At 37.4% G+C, this 21,087-nt stretch carries 13 protein-coding genes and 1 pseudogene; 3 read left to right on the forward strand and 11 right to left on the reverse strand.

The window, feature by feature from the left end; genetic code table 11:
* Nucleotides 1-642: 642 nt before the first annotated feature.
* The 7 genes from F6K54_RS02800 to F6K54_RS02830 form a co-directional block, all read right to left on the reverse strand.
* On the reverse strand, nt 643-3,786 hold the full coding sequence (locus F6K54_RS02800; protein ID WP_293074147.1) for a DUF423 domain-containing protein: 3,144 nt from the start codon (nt 3,784-3,786) through the stop codon (nt 643-645).
* 50 nt (nt 3,787-3,836) lie between these two features.
* Entirely contained in the window at nt 3,837-7,532 is a 3,696-nt protein-coding gene (locus F6K54_RS02805; protein ID WP_293074149.1) for a phosphopantetheine-binding protein, read from the reverse strand.
* A gap of 1,573 nt (nt 7,533-9,105) precedes the next feature.
* Nucleotides 9,106-10,299, reverse strand: coding sequence for a glycosyltransferase family 4 protein (locus F6K54_RS02810; RefSeq protein ID WP_293074152.1), 1,194 nt, complete (start codon nt 10,297-10,299; stop codon nt 9,106-9,108).
* Nucleotides 10,300-10,524: 225 nt separating this feature from the next.
* Nucleotides 10,525-10,734: a hypothetical protein gene (locus tag F6K54_RS02815; RefSeq protein ID WP_293074155.1), complete on the reverse strand. Its 210-nt coding sequence runs from the start codon at nt 10,732-10,734 to the stop codon at nt 10,525-10,527.
* Nucleotides 10,735-11,024: 290 nt separating this feature from the next.
* On the reverse strand, nt 11,025-11,267 hold the full coding sequence (locus F6K54_RS02820) for a hypothetical protein (RefSeq protein WP_293074158.1): 243 nt from the start codon (nt 11,265-11,267) through the stop codon (nt 11,025-11,027).
* A gap of 436 nt (nt 11,268-11,703) precedes the next feature.
* A complete protein-coding gene (locus F6K54_RS02825) occupies nt 11,704-12,027 on the reverse strand; it encodes a hypothetical protein (protein WP_293074161.1) in 324 nt (107 codons plus the stop codon).
* A gap of 107 nt (nt 12,028-12,134) precedes the next feature.
* Nucleotides 12,135-12,458 carry a hypothetical protein gene (locus F6K54_RS02830; RefSeq protein WP_293074164.1) on the reverse strand — a complete coding sequence of 108 codons (324 nt, stop codon included), beginning with the start codon at nt 12,456-12,458 and terminating at the stop codon, nt 12,135-12,137.
* Between the two features lie 328 nt (nt 12,459-12,786).
* Here F6K54_RS02830 and F6K54_RS02835 point away from each other — a divergent pair, with 328 nt between their 5' ends.
* Nucleotides 12,787-13,620 carry a sirohydrochlorin chelatase gene (locus F6K54_RS02835; RefSeq protein ID WP_293074166.1) on the forward strand — a complete coding sequence of 278 codons (834 nt, stop codon included), beginning with the start codon at nt 12,787-12,789 and terminating at the stop codon, nt 13,618-13,620.
* Nucleotides 13,621-15,412: 1,792 nt separating this feature from the next.
* On the opposite strand, the gene F6K54_RS02840 is transcribed toward F6K54_RS02835, so the two are convergent.
* Nucleotides 15,413-16,831: a cation:proton antiporter gene (locus F6K54_RS02840; protein WP_293074169.1), complete on the reverse strand. Its 1,419-nt coding sequence runs from the start codon at nt 16,829-16,831 to the stop codon at nt 15,413-15,415.
* Nucleotides 16,832-17,065: 234 nt separating this feature from the next.
* Between F6K54_RS02840 and F6K54_RS02845 the strand changes: the two are divergent.
* Nucleotides 17,066-17,194 (forward strand): annotated as a pseudogene (locus F6K54_RS02845) (RNA-guided endonuclease TnpB family protein); the annotation flags it as partial.
* 632 nt (nt 17,195-17,826) lie between these two features.
* Here F6K54_RS02845 and F6K54_RS02850 read toward each other — a convergent pair.
* From F6K54_RS02850 to F6K54_RS02860, 3 genes are all read right to left on the reverse strand, one after another.
* The gene (locus F6K54_RS02850; protein WP_293074171.1) at nt 17,827-18,639 is read right to left on the reverse strand and encodes a carbon-nitrogen hydrolase family protein; all 813 of its coding nucleotides are present in this window, start codon (nt 18,637-18,639) and stop codon (nt 17,827-17,829) included.
* 438 nt (nt 18,640-19,077) lie between these two features.
* The gene (psaJ, locus tag F6K54_RS02855; RefSeq protein WP_124143070.1) at nt 19,078-19,203 is read right to left on the reverse strand and encodes a photosystem I reaction center subunit IX; all 126 of its coding nucleotides are present in this window, start codon (nt 19,201-19,203) and stop codon (nt 19,078-19,080) included.
* A 147-nt stretch (nt 19,204-19,350) separates the two neighbouring features.
* A complete protein-coding gene (locus F6K54_RS02860; RefSeq protein WP_293074174.1) occupies nt 19,351-19,839 on the reverse strand; it encodes a Photosystem I reaction center subunit III in 489 nt (162 codons plus the stop codon).
* A 143-nt stretch (nt 19,840-19,982) separates the two neighbouring features.
* Here F6K54_RS02860 and tsaD point away from each other — a divergent pair, with 143 nt between their 5' ends.
* Nucleotides 19,983-21,047 carry a tRNA (adenosine(37)-N6)-threonylcarbamoyltransferase complex transferase subunit TsaD gene (gene tsaD, locus F6K54_RS02865; protein ID WP_293074176.1) on the forward strand — a complete coding sequence of 355 codons (1,065 nt, stop codon included), beginning with the start codon at nt 19,983-19,985 and terminating at the stop codon, nt 21,045-21,047.
* The last annotated feature ends 40 nt before the right edge of the window (nt 21,048-21,087 follow it).

Below are 21,087 nucleotides of genomic sequence, written 5' to 3' on the forward strand. Positions count from 1 at the left end.
GTTAAAATCAAGATTTTTCCTTAATAATACTTAATACAGCATATTTCGGGCAAACGATGTAATACCAGATTGATAAATGTTTGCTACAAATATCTAGGGTATTTATTAGGAGTCAGGAGTCAGGAGTCAGGAGTCAGAATGGATGGCTTTAATACCATTTTTTAGGGCGTAAATTATCTTTTTTGTCAAAGGGACATCTCATGTAAAGTCTTTTTATCGCTCTTACTATTCGTAACATTCTTTTTTCAAATTGGTATAATAGTGAAAATATTGTAGTGTGGGTATCTTGCCCGCTTCGGGGTGTACCTCATAATAGCAGAAAGCGCTGTAATAATAGCAGGACTTACGCAAAGGCACTATATATATGGTATTGCTCAGTTACGCTAGCGCTAACGCACCCTACTGGACTGTTTCATCTTAAATGTTGCATTAGAAAATGGGGTGATGGGGGGATAGGGTGATGGGGTGATGGGGTGACGAAAAAAGCGCTCTGCACTACTTTAGGTGAAACAATCCACTACTGGACTGACACGCCTAAAAATGTAGGTTGGGTTGAACGGAGTGAAACCCAACAAAACCTTACTAATGTTGGGTTTATCCTACGGATAAGCTCCGAAGATCGTCCCTCAACCCAACCTACACTTATTGNCCAGAAAAAATTGCTATGCCAATAATAAAAGCATAGCCAGCTGCCAACATTAATCCTTGAGGTAACTCTTCAATAGTTAATAAAAAAGCCACCATTAACAGAGCTAAGGAATGATACATTTGTAAACTGGTTAATTCTCCTGTTGCTAGTATCCATCCTCTAGTTATGGTTAGGTCTTCTATTACTATAAAGGATGTTTTTAATTGGTGATTTCCTGCTGCTATTGCTATTTCTAGGTAGCCTGTTGTGGGAAATAGTGCTTGATTAAATACTCGGTGGTCCCTCAGATAGTTGGGTGAGTTTTCTCCTATTTGTGATGCAAATATTTTTTGTTCCCCTGCACAATTTAGCTTTTGACCTAATAGGGGATGAAGGTTTTCCCCTTGGGAAAATTGTCGTTGAGGCCCGAAGTTGTTGTTGGTTTCTACCCAATAACGTTCCCGTTGGAATGGATATGTGGGCAATGCTACTTTTTGACGACTATAGTCAGAGTCAAACCCTGACCAATCTATTTTGGCTCCTTTTACATACAATTTTCCTAAGCTCAATAGCATTTGTTGCCACTCATTAACTCCCGGACGTAATGATGGCAACCAGACACCTACATTTCCTGGTAGACATTGCCTGCCCATTCCTAACAATACTGGTTTTGGTCCAACTTCTATAAAGGTTTCATACCCTTGTTGATGTAGCGTTTCCATTCCTTGGGCAAATCTTACAGGTTTACGGACATGATTAACCCAGTATTGAGGGGAAGCAATAGTCTTATCTGCTTTTGTACCTGTAACGTTAGATATAATAGGTATTTTAGGTTGATTGTAAGTTAGTTGATTAGCTATAGCTTCAAACTCTCCTAACATTGGTTCCATTAATGGTGAATGGAAAGCATGAGATACCTCTAGTTTTTTAGTTTTGATGCCCTTTGCTTCTAGGTCATTTATTACACCTCTTACTGCTACAGAATCTCCAGAAATAACTGTGCTTTCAGGTCCATTTATTGCTGCGATGCCTACGGCGGGCTTCGCCAACGCTATTTCTTTTTTGTGAGCTTCTAGGAGTCTGCTAACTGTAGATTCTGAAGCCATCACAGAAACCATTTCTCCACCTGAAGGTAACTGTTGCATCAGCCTGCCCCTAGCAGCTATTAATTTTAAACCATCTTCAAGATTGAAGACTCCTGCTACACAAGCAGCCACATATTCTCCCACACTGTGACCCATTACTATATTTGGTTTAATTCCCCATGATTCCCATAATTTACATAGGGCATATTCTATTGCAAACAGAACTGGTTGAGTGTAAGCTGTTTGGTTTATTAGGGATGAATCTTGATTATCTGTAATTTTATTATATAGAACATCTAATAAAGAACATTCTATTTCAGAACTTAGGATCGTGTCACACTTATCCAATACTTCACGGAATACAGGCTGTGTTTTATACAGTTGTTTTCCCATATTGACATACTGGGAACCTTGACCTGTGAATAAGAAACCTAATTTCGGTGTTCTTATGCGTTCTGCAAGTTCCCCTATTAATACTCCCGCTGTTGCCTCCCCAGCTTGGTATTCCTTAAGTTTTTCTACTAACTCCTGTTTGTTTGAGGCGATCGCTGCTAGTCGATGGTTAAAATGGACTCGCCCAGTATTAGCAGTGTAACAAATATCAGCTATCTTTGATTCTATATTACTGTTTAAATATTTTTGATAACGACTGATCAACTCTGAAAGAGCAGTTTCTGTTTTAGCTGAAAGGGTTAATAGATGAACTGAAGGTTCCTTATCCCCTCTTATTTCTTCCTTCTTATTGACTCCTTCCTCAAGAACTATATGAGCATTTGTTCCACCAAAACCAAAGCTACTCAACCCTGCCCTAAGTGGATAAGGTTTTCCAGCCTGATCAACTTTTCTTTCCCAAGATTGAAGCTTGTCCACCACAAAAAACGGACCTTCTTCTAATTCAATATCAGGATTAAGTTGCTGATAATTTAATGAACATGGAAGAGTTGCATACCTCATGCACAGCAAAACTTTGATTAGTCCAGCCAAACCTGCTGCCCCTTCCAAATGACCAATGTTTGTTTTGACCGATCCCAAACCACAACTATTCGCCGGCAACTTACCACTTGAACTCAGCCGTTTAAACGCTTCATTTAAAGCCTCGACCTCTATCGGATCTCCTAGTGATGTACCTGTACCATGTGCTTCAATATAACCTACTGACTCTATCTCAATATTAGCTTCCCTATAAGCTTCTTCCAACAATTTTGCCTGAGCTTGGGGATTTGGTGCAGTAAAAGAACTTGCTTGCCCTCCATGATTCACTGCTACACTGCGAATGACCCCATAGATAGAATCACCATCTGTCAAAGCTTTTTGATAATCTTTAAGTACAACTACTGCCCCTCCTTCTCCCCTGACAAACCCATTAGCACCCGCATCAAAAACCCGGCAGACTCCATCAGGAGATAACATACCCGCAGCACTATAAACTTGGTTATTAACAGGAGAACACATTAAATTAACGCCTCCTACCAATGCTGTTTGACACTGCCCACGACGTATTGCATTTACTGCTTCATACATTGCTACCAAAGAGCTGGAACAAGCCGTATCAACAGTTAAGCTAGGGCCGTGAAAATTATAAAAATATGAAAGGCGATTGGCAAAAGTTGCTGGAGCTGTACCAGTAGCAATTTGAGCTATTTCGGCTGTCTCCAAACCTTTTTCTAATAAACTTCTGTAGTCATAGTGACAAACTCCTACATAAACCCCTACTGATTTACCCTTTAATGTATCACTTGCATATCCCGCATCTTCCATTGCTTCCCAGGACAATTCTAACAACAACCTTTGCTGCGGGTCCATTAACTGTGCTTCCCTGGGAGTAATTCTAAAAAAGGATGAGTCAAACAAATCTATATTTGTCAAAAAACCACCACGTTGAGTAGATAAATCTATTTCCGAACTCATAGAATCAAATAGATTTCCCCAACGTTCTGAAGGAAGATTCTGCATTGAGTTCCGACCTTCCTTAAGTAGCTGCCAAAATTCTTCTTTAGTATCTGCTCCCGGGAAACTGCAGGACACACCTACAATTGCTATTCTTGGTAGTGCAATGTTGTCATTAGAATTCATTCTAAATTTTACCTCATGTCGTAAAAATGTTTTTTTCAGTCCTAGTCCTACTAACTCAAGTTAATATCTTCCCGTTTTGAAAGATACTCTGCTACCTCTATTAAAGTTTTGTAACTAAAAAAGAAGGTAGACTTTAATTTAATCCCAAACTTTCTTTCCATAACAGCCCGAAATTCTAACAATTCCAATGAATCCATTCCAGACTCCATTAGTGGTGTCTCACCAGACAAGCTCTCCATTCGTTCAACACCCAATAGAATTTTTAATAATTTTCGACATTCTTGTTCAAATATTTCTAATTTGGATGTACTTTCTTCTGAAGTGATACTAGGAGAATCTATTTCTGTCTGACTATCCTTTTCTAAAAGATACTCTGCTACCGCTATTAAAGTTTTGTAACTAAAAAAGAAGGTAGACTTTAATTTAATCCCAAACTTTCTTTCTATAACAGCACGAAATTCTAATAATTCCAGTGAATCCATTCCTGATTCCATTAGTGGTGTGTCAGCAGACAAGCTTTCCATACGTTCAACACCCAGTAGAGATTTTAATAATTTTCGACATTCCTGTTCAAAAATTTCTAATTTGGATGTACTTTCTTCTGAAGTGATACTAGGAGAATCTATTTCTGTCTGACCATGCTTCCCATTTTCCGTCAAATTTTGTTGAATTTCTTCAGAAAATGTTATTGCCTGCACTTGATGTTTTCGAGCAAATATAACAGACTCTCTAGCCTTAGAAAGATCGTGCATCTCGCAGGGTAATCCTAATGGGATTATTTCATCAAATCCACAGTCACTGAGAACTTTTTGCCACAGTGGTATGTTCAGTAAACAAACAACTTCTGATCGGTTTTCTGGATCTTCAAATAACCAAAATCCTTGAAGCAATCCTCCAAAATATAAAAGGATATCAATTGGTTGAGTAAACTCTAGTAATGCTAATAATCCACCAGTATTTAATAGTGAATTACTGTTATTTAAGGTTTGATGAATTAATTTTGTATTATGGAGTACGTTATTAGCAATTACCACATCAAAACTTTCAGATTTGATTCCCTGAACATCAATAGATTTTTCTATGTCAAAAATTTGATATTTTACCCAAGGAAACGGCTTGAATTTACTCTCACCATAACGTGTAAAAGTGCTAGAAATATCAGTAAACCAGAATTCAATTTGCTCTCCATAAGAAGCTAGTTTTTCTAATAATATTCCTGTAACACCTCCTGTCCCTGCTCCAATTTCCAATATCTGAATAGGTTGCGCCCTATTTTCTAACAAACGTTGTTCTACTTCCCAGCAAACCCCATCTGCTAGCAATTCATTAAAGTAGTCAGCAACACGATGTCCTAGAAATAGTCCCGCAAATAGCTCCATATCCCCATCAGTAAAAACTACTTCATTAACATCTACTTCACCACGTAGAATCAATGGATATTTATCTAAGCACCTTTTTACTACCGTTAACCAGGATAAATGAGCCGGATATTTTTCTGAAAAATACTTATGAAAAGCAGAAACTTCAGACGAAACATTTTGTATAGCAAAACTCTTACATCTTGCTAATGTTAACACTCTGCCTTTTTCAATTTTCAGAATACCACGCTTATGCAAAATTTGCAACAAAGCACTAAAAAGTCTCTGGTAACGTGATAAAATTTTTAGCTGGGAAATCAACTCAGACTCTAGATAAGATTCACCCTCTTTGAGAAATACACCCATATCTTGAAAAACACGCAAAAGCCAACGTGCTGCAAAGGCTTCTAGTTCATATTCTGGAGCCATTAAATCACATAGCTCTAATGTAGCTAATTGGTGTAAGGCTACTTTTTCTGTGAACTTTTCTTTTAAAACTGAGGATTGATTCCACTGTGAGTTTTGAAAGTTTGATATAGCTTCATGGTACTTTAACAATCCATCTATTTCTTTGATTCCTGGTTTGACTATTCCCCACTGTTCTACAAATTCTAGTAAGTCTTTTGCTAAGGCTTGGCAATTTTCTACAGAAATCCTTACTAAAAACTCACTAATTTCCAGTACCTCAGTAGAATTGTTAACTTCTGTGAGGATTGCTGCTACTAAATCACCTTGATATTCTAACACTAAATGTGCTCTTGGATTTTGTTTTAATAAAACTTCAAACAAAGATTCGTTCGCAGGCTGATTAACTGTAGCACAGTTTAACATACTAGGTATATCTTTTGTCGTTGCATACCGTATCTGATATTCACGCTTTTCAAAATGATTAACTGTGATTCGACTCAATGGTAACATTTTAGGATACTTACGAAAAACTTCTTTCCTCGAAAATAAACCTACCTCTGCTGCTGCCATCAAGAACACATCTGCTTCTACTAAATGTTGCATTGAGAAGGCATGATAGGCATCAAAATGCAAAGATTCACTTTCATCTAGATATTTTTTTACTACTGCTGGTGTTAAACTGTGTACTTCTAAGAGCAATAGTCCATGTCTGGTGATTATTGATGACCATCTTTCTAGATGTTCTACTAAACTTTGTACTGCTATGTGAGGTGGTATAAGTTTTCCTTCTGGATCTACATCTACTACTTTATAATCTAACAAAGAGCGTGCTTGAGCTATTTCTGTGTTTTTGGGAGCTATAAATGGTCGGTCATGGTCTAGGAATGAACGAATATGTAAGACTTTTTCTGGATCTATTCCTTGTGCTTTTAATTGCTCTAATAATTTTTCTGGTGCTCCTATATCTCCTGGAATTACTTGATGGGGAATCTCTGCTAAATTTTTATCTGTAACATCTAATGCTTCTTGGTTGTAGTCTACTCCTACCATGATGATAGGATACTCTGTTAATACTTTTCCCCTAGCAGAGAATTGTTTGATTATTTTATATACTCGTTTCAGTAGGGTTCCATCCCCACAACCCATATCTACTATATAGCTTGGTTGTTCTTCTATTGGCTGTTGGTTAAATATAGATATGATTATTTTATCTGTGTCGGCAAAAAACTTTTCGTGTTGAAAGCCACTTGCTATTACGTTTAATATTCTATTTACATGTCTTTCATTTTCAGTTTTATCTCTTTGAAATACTCTCTGAGGATTTCCAAATAGCAATTCTTTCATTTGTGACAACATAGGAGCATAAGATGCTGTTGTTCCTAAATTTAAGGCTCTGTCACTCATAAATCTACCTATATCTGTTAAATATAGCCCTTCTGTTTTTTCTTCTGCCCATCCTAAATTGATGAATAGTGTGGATAATTCTTGTTTGAGTGAATTTGTTAATGTGTTGAATATTTTTTTTGATTCATCAAGTAAGTTTTGTTTTTTGAGTTCTAGCAGCAGGGGAATAATTAATACTCCATCCAATAAATCACTGAGTAATGAGTTTTCTGTATCCCATCTTCGAGATGAACAATTAATCCAACTGCTGATTTCTGCTTCTACTTCTCCTTTTAAATACAATTCAAATGGATATTTATATAAGCTCATCAGAGCTTTAGGAATGATTTGATGTTGTTGACTTTGTTCTGTTAATATATATGCTTGTGTTTGAGAGCGATACAGGAATGATAGTGACTCTAGCAGTCGCAGAGCTACCATTAAATGTCCACTATTGGCTGCTAGATGTTCTACTATTTCTTCTGATTTTAGTGATTTTTTCTGTGATAGTAAGTCAAATACCCCTGCTTCTGAACAAGCACAAATCACTGGTACAGCTACAAACCCATGAGCATAACGATTTATCTTATCTAGCATTGATTCATTCTAATTTGATAGTTGATTTTTTTCTAATTGTACTTAAGTTGATTCCATTAACAGAAACTACTTATCATAGTAATTCCCTTCATTTGCTGATGGTTTTATGGGCTTGTTGTGCGGTTGGAGAATATTATCTCTACAGCCTAATAAAACTGTATCATTTTTTACTCCTTGCCAAGTAATTTATTAAAATTTAAAACCACGTACTTTGGTATTAAGGACTCATGTAAAAATAACCGGAACAGTTTTTTTAATGGAAGCTATATTTCACAATTTATCCCAGATAAAATTTGTACAACTTATTTTTACATGGCTCCTAAGTATCTAGGCCAAAAGTTCCCAGTTTTCTGATTTTTTAATATGTATAGCAATGTGCGCTGGCATATTTACACATTATTTTTTCTACACCTTTCCTAGATTGCACTTTGAGCTGGGCCTTGTAAATACCTGAGCGCTCATTGCTATATATGCCTAAACTTACTGAAATACATCCCTAAACTTACTGAGATTATATCATCAAATATTAGCACATCAACTGATCAAATCAAAATTATATTTCAGATAGCGATCACTAAACGACTTTTACCGCCCACTCCGTATCCTTGCTTCCAATATCTCTAGCATTCCTGGCAAAAATTTGACTCGGCAGGCAGGGTGCTGAATTTTCCCACTAGAATTCTTAGGGATACTTACTGCTTTGATTAAAACTACATAATATACCTGTATATCATAAAAGGTTCGCTTTAGTCTAATTATGGTTTGCGTATGGAAAGTCTGTTGGTAGGGGTAGGAGACAGGAGATAGGAGAAATAGAAATTATAGAGGAGGGTAGTCGGATATATTTGTCCCAATATTGTTCTGCCATAATCATCCCAAAATACTAGCTTTTTGAGCTTTTTAGACCGAAAAGCTTACACTTTTTTCGACCAAAAAAGGCACTTACCAATATCAGTCAATGCTCTGATATCATGTCCGGTTGAATAATTAGACTTTGGTGGAAGGAAGGCAGAAGGCAGCTATGCTGGAGGCAGAAGGGTTTCTCCCAATTTTAACCTAATTCTATACACAAACGATGCTACCGGACATGATATGATATTTAATCAGCAAGCCCTAATTAGATATTAGATATCGCGGTGGTACTGGAATAGCAATTACTTCTGCATAAAGACAAGCAAATAAGGCTGCAATAAATTCTAGTCCTTAAGTATATAACAGCAAAGCCTTTCTTTCCTACCCACTTTTTTTTTGAAGTTCTACAGTGATCGCCCGTGCTTTTTCATCTAGTTCTTTGTAGCTCAAGCTATCTATTACCCATGAAAATTAGACTAAACTAAGAAGTATTTAGGCTTGATCTTCTCTTTTCCGTTCTACTAAACTTACTTAAACCGATAACTTTTGGCGCCTCAGTTCTTGCTTTGCTGATGCCATGCTGCACAAACATTGAATACCAAGCTCCCGCAGTCTTTAACTTAATTTCTCCACAGACTTGAAATAGGTCTAAACTTCACCTACTGAGCTAAATAGTTTTCTAGGTTGACCATTTCACAAAATGCGGACAAATTTATTATATTTATCCTGCTTCTTTAGTTTCTTTTATTTCTGGCAGCGTTTCTACCGAAATTGATGTTGAGTCATTAATAATACTCAAAATATCCCAAGCTACTCTTGACCAGCTATAATGTAATTCCGCGATCTGGCGTCCTATTCTTCCCATTTTTTCACTCTTCTTTGGTTTTGACAATAAGTAGTCGATCTGATTGGCAAAGGCATCAGGATTGTCGTAGTCTGAGATTACAATACCATTTTTTCCAGGGACAATTACTTCAGGGTTCCCTCCCCTAGCAGTAGTAATAATGCATAGTCCAGTTGCCATTGCTTCGTAATGTACCCTCGCTAGAGGCTCTTCCCATTGAGATGCGCATACGAATAGATCGCCTAATAGGAAATAATCTGCAACTTCTGATGGTGGGATAAAACCAGTCATCTGAACTGCTTGGCCTAACTTTTCTGCTTCTATTTTAATTTCACGGACATAATCGTTTTCTTTGTTATTTCCGTACCATTTACTGCCTACTAAAAATAATACAGCAGATGGGTGTTTTTCGATTACTTTGGCAATAGCTGATATTAGCAGATGAGGTCCTTTTTTATCTGTCAACCTGCCCACGCAAAGGACTACTTTTTTGCCCTCCAAGCCATAAGTCGCTAGCATTGCTTCTCGTTTCTCTTTTACACCTTCTACCCACCTTGGCTGAAAGCGCTTGAGGTCTACTCCAGCATATACAGGTTGCAGTTTGTGTTTATATTCTGGAAATAATTTGGCAATACCATCAGCAATAAATTTACTAACTGTCACTACTTTTTCTACTCGTTCCAGGCATTTAATTGCCTCTTGTGGTTCAATTTTTTTAGCATGGAACATTTCGTTGTGCATACTAAGAAGAAAGTGACTATTAGGAGCTGCTTCGGCAACCAAGGACACATACTTAGGACGGTTATAAATTACGATCCAATAAAAATTTTTCCCTTCTACAAATTTGGCTACAGCTTGATAGTATTCTTCTGAAGTGTCTGCTACAGTGCGCTCGTAACGAATATTGTCTCTAATTTCTCTATCTGCTAAATCTGGGTCTGCTATAGAGAATACTGTGATTTCATGCTCTCGTTTCAAGTAAGGTAGAATACCGTCTATGTATGTCTGGATAGCTCCACCTCGGACATAAGGAACTGGTAACTTTTCTGTACAGACTAATAGTATGTTCACGTGATCAACTTGAGCTTATAATTTCTGCTTAAGTATTATAGGGGATTTTGATACACCTTTACATAAAAAAATTATTTGCCTTAAGGAAAAAAAATATCAAGCCCTCACTCTACAGGCGGGACTTGATTGAACTGTTATTGGACTTAAAGCGAAACTCTATCTGTTAGGATATGTTGCTTTCAAGTTGATAGCAAAGTTTAGTAAATTGCGTAGGTGTTAATTTCTCTAGTCTAAGAGTCCCTTGTTCTCCTTCTTTTTCTGGACTAGGGCAATTACAGGCTGTGCATTCTCATCTACTGAACCTTCTTCTTTTAATTGTTCTATAATCGAGCGTATTCTTCTGAATATCTTGCCTTCGCCCCTCCGAAAGTCATAGATATCGTCTTTATCTGCACCACTCATTTCTAAAACAATAGTGTTGGCTTGTTGTTTCATTTTTGTTTTCTCCTGAAATTTTTACTACTTAATTTAACTTAATGTTGCCAGGAAAAATGTTATAGTTTTTCGACTTCATGCCTTTCTCTAAAGTTTATTCAAGTTTTACTTAAATACTAGGAGATTAAGTTAAGAAGCTAAAATCACTATTTCACCTAACATACATAACTTCGAGCATAATACTCGAAGTCGATCAAAGCATTATTCCATCAGTCATAACTTATAGTTATGAAACTTTTAAAGGAACTTACAACGCTTACACTCACGATAGCTATAGTAAGAAAATCTTCTTAGTCTAAAAGTCCTTTCTTACTTTTCTTTTTCTTAAGAATAACAATTATGGGCTGTATATTATCCGAAATTTCGCCTGATTCTTGTAGTTTTTCAATTGTTTGGCCTATTCTTTTGAATACCTTACCCTCACCTCTGCGTAAATCATCGATATCGTCACTCTTAGCCCCTCCAAACTCTAAAATAACCGTGTTTGCTGGTTGCTTTGCGCTTTTTTCACTAGTATCAGATGACATTACCATTTTTTTGATCTCCTTAATTTTCACTAATTATGTTGCTAAGAGAAATTTTACCAAAAGCCTGCAATTATTTTTTTCTTGCATCCGTTATTGGTTGTGTATTTCCTGAGTTAGTTTAACAAAGTCCCTTTTAAACCTGCCTTCACAGATAGAAAAATGAGGAGTATGATGCCAATCAATTCTTACTTTTAACATACTCCTCATAACTTACTAATAGCAAGGCTAAACTATTATTCTCAGCCTCTTGCTCCACAAATGGAGCATCTAGCAAATCAGGATTTTGCTTTAGTCTGATTCCTTTTTCAAAAGTCTCACTTATCGTTATTAACCAAAGCTAGTATTCAGACTTACCCCCATTAGTCTAAAGTTTATATGAAAGTTTTCAGTAAAACTTTCTCTGTATAGTTGGGCTTTCTACTAATTAGTACTAATATTGAAATTATTCAAACAATTTAATACCCATGTAGCCGAAGCCCCCCATTTTAGACAAAGCCTTGCTGTAGTTTTTGGGGAAATCTTTAATCCAACCGTTTTTCTTCTTCCGGTTAGATCTTTCGTGACGATCGCGATATTCTTTGGTGGCCTTGTCATATTTTTTCGCCATGGAAAACACCATTTTTTCATAAGGCTTCAAAGCACGTGCCTGCTTTTTCTTTTTCTTTTTTTTCCTTTTGGCTGATTTACCATAGAGGGTTGCTGGAGAGCCACCAAAGTCATCATCACTTTGCAGTACGGTAACGCTTTTTACGTCTTCTTTAGCCACTTTATTTCTCCTCTGAATATTTTCTACTAAACTATATATGTCAGTAGATGTTTATTTTTCGGAACTTAATAACTTGGGTTTTCTGCTAATCAATATTAATATTGAAATTATTCAAATAACTTAATACCCATTACGCCCATTCCACCCATCTTAGACATAGACTTGCTATAGTTTTTGGGCAAATCTTTAATCCAACCGTTTTTCTTCTTTTTGTTAGATTTTTCGTGACGATCGCGATACTCTTTACTAGCTTTGTCATAGCTTTTAGCCATTGAAAATACCATTTTTTCTATAGGCTTCAAAGCACGTGCCTGTTTTTTCTTTTTCTTTTTCTTACTGCTGGGGGACTTTCCATAGAGGGTTGCTGGAGAGCCACCAAAGTCATCATCACTTTGCAGTACGGTAACGCTTTTCACATCTTCTTTGGCCATTTTTTTCTCCTTGTATGTGTTCTACTGAATATATTGGTATTTATTATAATCATAGCAGATTTTTCTCGGAAATATTTAATCTTTATATACATTTACCAATATTAACTGGCCCCAAAGTAAGTGTTATAATTATCAATTAAATAATTTGCAGAGATACTGGACAAGACAGAATTAACTCATTTAAAAGGGATTGATTGGACTTTTACTCAATATCTAGATAAATTTGATTTGGTTAATGTGTACTAAGAGGTATACAACTTTCAACTAAATCAGGATTAAAATTGCTCTAAAGTTTTACTTAATATATATAGTTAGGTCAAAGTTAAAATTGCTATCAACCTATTTTTTAGTATCTCATGGTAGTCGTAACCCACGAACGCTCCTAGAATTACAAGCACTAGCTGGACTTTTGTCTGGGCAAATAAATTTAACTGGAAATTTTAGAAGTAATGATATTCCTCAATGTTCTTTAGTTGGTACAGGGGTTTTAGAGCTGGGGCTTAAATCTTTGCACGAACAAATTGAAGATTTTTGGGAATATGGGCGATCGCTCTACGTTAGTCAATTCAAAATAATTCCTTTATTTCTATTACCAGGAGTTCATGTTACTGAGGATATTCCAGCAGAAATAGAGGCATTCAAGCACAAGGTTAAAGCAAAGGAAAAAAGTCATCTCAAATCTAAACTTAACTCTGAAACTGATAGCCAAACTAAAATCACTCTCTGCCCCTATATTGGTTCCCATCCAGAAATGGCAGGTTTACTTGCAGCCAAAATCACTTCTGTGACTGTTGATGCTTGGGTACTTATTTCTCATGGCAGTCGTCGTCCAGGTGGCAATGAACCTGTGGAAAAAATAGCCCAGTATCTGGAAAGCAGTTGTCAAGTTTTGGTTTGTACTGCTTATTGGTCTGTTTCTCCCGACCTGAAGTCAAAAGTCGAGTTTTTAATTGGACAAGGATATCTAAAAATTGGAATTTTACCTTATTTTCTGTTTAATGGGGGTATTACTGATGCGATCGCTGATACAGTTAATCAATTTACTCAAATATACCCCTCTATTAAATTCCATTTGATCCCACCTCTTGGGGCAACTGATGAGTTAGCGAAATTAGTTTTGGACTTGATTAATCTCGGTGAAACTTATTATAGAAGTGAGTAGCGAGTAGAGACTAATTTGAGAGGTTCCCTGGGAGCATCAAGAAGAGGATTTTTCTGCTCGCAGGGAACAAGGAACAGGAAATTCTTAATAGTAGACATCTCCAGAACAGAGGGAATAGTAGGGGAGACAACCCACCCCTCGCCCCTCCCCCTACGGTGGAGGCAGGGCTGTTTCAAAGTATTGTAGATTAAAGGTTTAGGGAGAACGGGACATGAGGGCATTGTGGAACAGTGAAATTTGCCAAAATTTGCCGATTTTGAGCGCCAATAAGCATCCCTTTTGCTCTGACTAAAATGGTGAAAAGTCAACCTTATAATCATAAATTAAAAGCCCTCATCCCCGTGTCTCCGTGTCTCCGTGTCTCCGTGTCTCCGTGTCTCCGTGTCTCCGTGTCTCCGTGTCTCCGTGTCTCCGTGTCCCCCTGTCCCCCTGTCCCCCTGTCCCCCTGTCCCCCTGTCCCCCTGTCCCCCTGTCCCCCTGTCTATCGAGAATGAAACAGCCCTGCTACGGTGGAGGGGAAGACAGGAGACAGGAAGAACGGGGAATGAGCGAGGAGGTAGTAGTTAAGAATTGTAAGAATGATTTTTCTGCCCAACTATGCGCCTAAAATACGCTCCATGCATGAGCGTGAAGAGCTGAAACAGGCGCAGTTTTTTCGATCCTAAAAAGGTTAAAACCTTTACCTGTAAATGCTTTGATATTTAATCAGCAAGCCCTAATTATCGTATTAGATGCATTAGTTCTTTCCGCCTACAAAGTTTTAGATTTCTTATAAATTTGACTGATAGGACCAATTTGGTATCTTTGTCGGCAATTACAGCACTTTTGAGGATAGTGAGGTACAGCTATAAGACTATTTATTCCTATATTTCCTGTTGCCTGTTGCCTGTTGCCTGTTGCCTAGAGCAATAAAACGTTGTACCTCATCAACTAGAAAACTGCTGTAAGTTTTTTTGTCAGGAGCTAGGAGATGGAGAGAAGGAATATGGGAAAATGAAAATGGTTAAAAAAGACTCTCCACTTCCTTATTTCCCTCTTCAAAGGGTATATTTTTGATAATTAGGGTTTGCTGAAAAAGTCTGTTAGTGAAGGAAAGGAACAGGGTACAGCGGTGCAACCCCGCGACAACGTTAGCTTTAGCTCCTCCGGAGGAGGCTAGTCGCAAGGGAACGCGCACCAAGAGAGGGAAGAGTTTAAACTATCTGCTACGGTCAAATTTTCGGCATTGTCAGGGTCAAAACTTTACCATTTTGAGACAACAATAGCCAAAAACTAGGTACTTTTTCAGAACTGAAAAAGGCACTTACCAATATCAGTCAATACTTTGAGATTTAATCAGCAAACCCTACTTAAATAACAAAAGGGGAAAGAAATCTGTAAGCATAGATACATTTAAACTCAAAATATCTACGCTTTTTCTCCCTTGTCTTCCAAGTCTTCCTTTTTCTCTAAGTCTAGTCACAACCAGGTAAGCATTCAGCTATCAGCAGTCAGCATTCAGCAATTAGTAATGAATAATTACTTCTAAGGTTTTGTCCAGGGACTTTAGCAGTAATTTTTTATTCTTTTTCAATTTCAAAGGTTGCTTTTACGCGGACCCAAAATTCATAGCTGTTAATGCAGTTCCGATAGCTGACGGCTGTTTGCGCAGCATTCCGTAGGAAATGCTTACACAACCAGAAAGTAAAAAGCTACTCTTGTGAGCTTATCTCCCCAGCTCCCCATCTCTTGTCCAATATCTCAAATGGGTTATATACAAGAGAACTCTAAAAAATCAACCTTTTGCAAATAACTACCCAGAAGTTTCAGTTACTTTTTCTGCTTCTCCTTCTCCGAAAACTACTCGCAGTAATGGTGGTGCTAAGAATGTTGTAATAATCACCATGAGAATAATTGCTACATCCAAAGCAGGAGATAAAGCGCCACTAGCGGAACCAACTGAGGCAAAAACCAAACCAACTTCACCTCGTGGCACCATACCAACACCAACAGCTAAACGGTTAATGTTATCTAAACCAAAGACACTAAAACCACAGGCAACTTTACCCACAATAGCAACAACTATTAAGAAGATCGCGATAACTAAACCTTCACGGTTAGTAGGAATAGCTGGGTTGAGAACTCCAAGATTGGTTTTTGTCCCCACTGTGACAAAGAATATGGGAACGACGACATCAGAAATAGGACGAATTAGTTCTTCTAACTCTCTACCTATCTCTGTTTGATCTAAGTTATCTAAAACCAATCCTGCAGCAAAAGCTCCCAATATCGCTTCCAAATGGATCGCTGTACCAATGTAGGACATAAATAAGGCGATCGTCAAAGCTGGAATAACTGCTCGTCCACGAGTTTTAAATTTTTCACCAAAGAAAACAAAGGTGTCATTAAAGAAACGACCTAACAATATTGCACCTACCAAAAATACGCTAGCACTAACGATCAGATAGACGGCATTGACTACATCGACTTCGCCAGTTTTTGCTAAACTTGCTACTACTGCCAGGATAATAATACCCAAAACATCATCTATGACAGCAGCACCTAAAATAATTTGACCTTCTTGAGTATTGAGGCGGTTAATTTCTGCTAGTACCCTGGAAGTAATACCAATACTGGTAGCTGTAAGAGCTGCTCCTGCAAAAATTGCTGGCACTGCTGAGACATGGAATATGATCATCATTCCTGCTGTACCAGCGACAAATGGTAATGTCACTCCCACAATTGCTACAATTAGGGATTGGATACCTACTTGCATTAAGTCTCTAATATTGGACTCTAGGCCAATTTCAAATAACAAAATGATGACCCCCAGTTCGGATAGAACTTCGAGGACTTCACTTTGGACTTGAAATGTAGCTTCCGCAGCGTCAGGGGTTAAACCTGCTGTTGCTTCTAAAATACTAACAATTACTGATGTGGAACTATCTGCCCCACTTTCTGGAAAGACTACCAGGTTTAAGGCAGAAATACCGATAACTACACCCCCTACCAGTTCACCTAATACTGGTGGAAAACCTAGCCAGTTAAAAAATTCGCCCCCTGCTTTACTGGCTATATAAATTGCGACTAGACTCAAAAGCACTCCTGCAACTACCATTGCTGGTTCTACTTCTGTTTCTGTCGCTGTAGCTAATATCGGCTGAAATTTGCCGGATAAAGTAAATAGGAAAGATTCATTCAAAAAATTAAACCCTGCCATTGAACTAAACATTAAGTTTTTCTAAATCATCTTGACTTAATGTAACAGGACTTTAGGCACAGAGCGCTAATCTTTTGTGATAAAAATATTTTTTGGTGAGTATATATAAAAAATATCTAACTATCTAAAATGTATATTTAATATTTATCTAACCTGAAATAAAGAATATTGGAAAGTTAGAGACAGAATTAACTGGTACTTCAGCTAGAGCCTGCCCTCGAGCGCTTCATCCTAAAAAGGTAGTGCAATGATAATCAAGTAGTGGTTGTGGAGAATTTGAATATCAAGGGTATGGTTTGTAATCATAACTTAGCTCAAGCTATTTCTGATGTGGGATGGGGAATGTTTATCAATTTTCTTGACTATAAACTACAGATACATCAAGCCCGGCAATTCCCGGTAAAACCAGCTATGCTTTATAAACATCTTTCTTAACATAAAACTTGACAAAAATATCATTTGATGTTTAGAAGTCTGAAAGCTCCTAGTGTCGTTGCGATCACAATGACAAAAAATAACTTTTAGGAATACACAAGTTAGTCAGTTTGTCAAAGCTTGTAAAACCAACAAAATGCTCGTAAGCTTTTGATAATAGGCATTATCCACTTTTGTAAAGAATTTTGCTTATAATGGATAGCCCTAAAAGGAAGAGGATTGAATAAAAGGAAAATTTTTTCTTGTTTCTCCTTTAAAGGAGAGGCTTTAAACCTTAATTAGGGTTTGCTGAAAAAGTCTGGTGGTGATTGGCAACAGGGAACAGGGAACAGGCAACAGTTTAGACTATCTGCTACGGCCAAATTTTCGGCATTGTCAGGGGAAAAGTATTAGCATTTTGAGACAAAAAGAGCCAAAAACCTTGTACTTTTTCATAATAAAAAACTATGGAAGCCTTTACAGGTATTGATTACAATTTTATTCAGCAAACCCTAATTATTCGGTAAGCCTATTTTGAGGCATTCCCCTGTGAATTCAGAAGCTCCAACTTCAGCGTAGCAAGTTGGGGTAGTTCACATAAATACTCTATGTTGTAGGGATGGCATTTGTCTACGAACTTGTTCTAATCTGGATGGGTTAATTTCTGCGATCGCTACTCCTGGTTTATCTTCAGTATCTGCCAAGATTAAACCCCAAGGGTCAATTATCATTGCATGGCCATGAGTTTGTCTTCTGCCATAGTGGTTACCTGTTTGAGCTGGAGCAATGATATAACAGGTATTTTCTATTGCCCTTGCTTGAAGTAATACTTGCCAGTGGTCTTTTCCTGTATATGCAGTGAAGGCTGCTGGTACGAATAGGACTTCAGCCCCGGCGTTTGAGAGGTGTCTGTATAATTCAGGGAATCTTACATCATAGCATACTGATATGCCTAAATTCCCATAATCTTTTGATGAATAGACTGAAGGTAATTTGGCACCTGGTTTAACGGTGTTCGATTCTCGGTAGGTATTACCGTCAGGTAAGTTAACATCAAATAAATGTGCTTTTTCATACCTGGCTACTTCTTTGCCATTAGGAGCGACTAGGGATGCAACGTTATAAACTTTACCTTCTGTTGTAGGTACTGGATACCCACCTCCTAGAATTGTGATTTGGAATTTTTGAGCTGTTGTTTTGAGAAATTTTTCACTTTCTGTGGCGATGGTTTCTGCTTGGGCAATTTTCTCTTTTTCTTCACCCAAGAAGGGAAAATTTTCTGGCAAGGTAACTAACTCTGCGCCTTGACGGACTGCTAAGTCTATTAATTCTTCTGCCTGGGCTAGATTTTTTGACCAGTCAGGCACACTTGTCATTGATATTGCTGCTGCGAGATAGGATTTCATTAAGTCTGTTTTTCGGCTATTATGTTGGAACTTTTTAATATTTGCCTTATTATTTATACCAAATTCGCAGTTCAAAAGGTAGTTGTTTACCCATTTTCCTCACTCTTATTTCTCAACCTTCAGCTTAGGTTCCTTTTTTATTCAAGATGATCACTGAGTTGGTAATAGCTAAATTTTAAAGTGGTTTCAGAAATCAGATTTTCAACTTTAGTAGTCTATCAAGTTATATTTAATAAGTTACTATTTCTCAATAACGCTTATTTAGAAGGCTTTGATACTCAACATACTCATCATTTTTTGCTTGATAGACTATTTAGTATATAATTTTGATTTCTGAATTAACCACTATTTTTCATCTGATATTGATTCAGAATTTAATCTACATTTTGTTTCAGACTTTAGATTAATCCAGACAACTCTGAGTTAACTTTTTTGCTTTTACATTGGGTGGAAAAGTAAGTCTGGGAAAAAACGATTAAACTCAATTAAAATTCCGGCTGTGATAATCATCCAGGCTGCAGCCAAAACTGGGGCTGTTGATAGATACTTAAGTAGGTCTTGCATGAATATTTCTCCTAGAAACTGATTGTCAAATCAGGTATTTTTTAGACAATGTTTTTTAACATTGTTTTGGAACTTTTGGCAGTTAGTAATTAGTATTTTTATACTAATTACAATTACTTAGTTTATTTTAATTCCTTAGTTGATGTTTTAGCGTGGGGAAACAGTAATTTCGTTTTCTTCAGCAAACATTTTACCAGAGGTAAATTCTCCTAATGCCAACATTGGCCATAGAGCTGCACCTAGCATTTTTTGGATTGCTAAAGGAACATCGATAATAATCTCTTTTTCCTCTGGGTTCTTACCAGATTTAATTGCTTGTAGATAGGAACGACCAGCCCAACCAATCCAACCTGTAATATATAAGAATAAAATGCTAGGAATGAGGAAATCTCCAGCGCGATTCAGACTACCATCTACTATTAAATGAGGTAGTCCGTCTTCTCCACAAAGTGCTTGTGAATAACGTTCAAACCGTTTCTTACCAGATTCTGGATCGGCCGTAGTAGGGAGAGCATATTCAGCTCGTGCCTGAAAAGCTGGTGATTCTGAACATGGCACCAAGTTATATGCTGATGCTGCTGATGCACCACTTACCCAAAGACTTATGGCTAAAACTAAAGCCAACAATCGTCTCATAAAATTGTTTCCTTTTATTACAAAGTGTTGACAATTACCCATACTTCTGTAGCTAAATTAAGCTGAAAGTAGGGATTTTCTTAATGGAAATGATAAATTTGAAGCTGACAGTAATCAAGCTATTTTTATAAATTTATCAGTCAATGACAACAATTTTAGCTATAGAAACAAGTTGTGATGAAACGTCTGTGGCAATTGTTAAGAATCGTCAAGTTTTAAGTAATATCGTAAAGTCACAAATTAATATTCACAGCTTTTATGGAGGTGTGGTGCCAGAAATAGCTTCACGGCAACATTTAGAAATAATCAATCAGGCGATCGCTCAGGCTTTTACAGAGATAGATTTAGATTGGCCAGATATTGATGGTATTGGAGCTACTTGCGCCCCTGGTTTAGTTGGTGCTTTGTTAGTGGGAATAACGGCAGCGAAAACTCTGGCTATTGTTCATCAAAAGCCATTTGTGGGAGTGCATCATTTAGAAGGTCATATTTACGCGACTTATCTTAGTCAACCAGAATTAAGACCACCTTTTCTCTGTTTGTTGGTTTCTGGGGGCCATACAAGTTTAATTTATGTCAAAGATTGTGGTGTGTATGAAACATTAGGCCAAACAAAGGATGATGCAGCAGGAGAAGCTTTTGATAAGGTGGCTAGATTATTGAAACTTGGCTATCCAGGAGGTCCTGTAATTGATAAATTGGCAGCAGAGGGCAATAAATGGGCTTTTTCTTTACCTGAAGGGAAAATTTCTTTACCCGAGGGTGGCTATCACCCTTATGATTGTAGTTTCAGTGGACTAAAAACTGCTGTCTTGCGATTAATTCAAAAATTGGAAACAGAAGGCCATGAGTTATTACCTGAGTCTTCAATAATTAGGGACATTGCAGCTAGCTTTCAAGAAACTGTAGCGAAGGGGTTAACAAAAAGAGCGATCGCCTGTGCCCTAGATTATGGATTAAAAACAATTGCTATTGGTGGAGGTGTAGCTGCAAATAGTGGGTTACGTCAAAACTTAAGTACAGCAGCAAGTAAGAATAATTTGCAGGTACTATTTCCTCCCCTGAAATTATGTACAGATAATGCGGCCATGATTGGTTGTGCGGCGGCTGATCATCTGAGTCGAGGTCATATTTCATCTCTGAACTTAGGAGCTAGTTCTCGAATGGCCATAAAAGATGTGATGGAGTTGTATAGCGCTACGCGCTAGGGAATAGAGAATAGGGAATAGGGAATAGTGAGCTTTAACA

Origin of the sequence: Okeania sp. SIO3B5, assembly GCF_010692555.1 — a bacterium.
GTDB lineage: Bacteria > Cyanobacteriota > Cyanobacteriia > Cyanobacteriales > Microcoleaceae > Okeania.

Excerpts from the sequence above, each read along its gene's own strand:
- F6K54_RS02860 (WP_293074174.1), bottom strand. The coding sequence starts at position 19,839 with ATGAGACGATTGTTGGCTTTAGTTTTAGCCATAAGTCTTTGGGTAAGT.
- psaJ (WP_124143070.1), bottom strand. The coding sequence starts at position 19,203 with ATGCAAGACCTACTTAAGTATCTATCAACAGCCCCAGTTTTGGCTGCA.
- F6K54_RS02815 (WP_293074155.1), bottom strand. The coding sequence starts at position 10,734 with ATGAAACAACAAGCCAACACTATTGTTTTAGAAATGAGTGGTGCAGAT.
- F6K54_RS02820 (WP_293074158.1), bottom strand. The coding sequence starts at position 11,267 with ATGGTAATGTCATCTGATACTAGTGAAAAAAGCGCAAAGCAACCAGCA.
- F6K54_RS02850 (WP_293074171.1), bottom strand. The coding sequence starts at position 18,639 with ATGAAATCCTATCTCGCAGCAGCAATATCAATGACAAGTGTGCCTGAC.
- tsaD (WP_293074176.1), top strand. The coding sequence starts at position 19,983 with ATGACAACAATTTTAGCTATAGAAACAAGTTGTGATGAAACGTCTGTG.
- F6K54_RS02805 (WP_293074149.1), bottom strand. The coding sequence starts at position 7,532 with ATGCTAGATAAGATAAATCGTTATGCTCATGGGTTTGTAGCTGTACCA.
- F6K54_RS02830 (WP_293074164.1), bottom strand. The coding sequence starts at position 12,458 with ATGGCCAAAGAAGATGTGAAAAGCGTTACCGTACTGCAAAGTGATGAT.
- F6K54_RS02840 (WP_293074169.1), bottom strand. The coding sequence starts at position 16,831 with ATGTTTAGTTCAATGGCAGGGTTTAATTTTTTGAATGAATCTTTCCTA.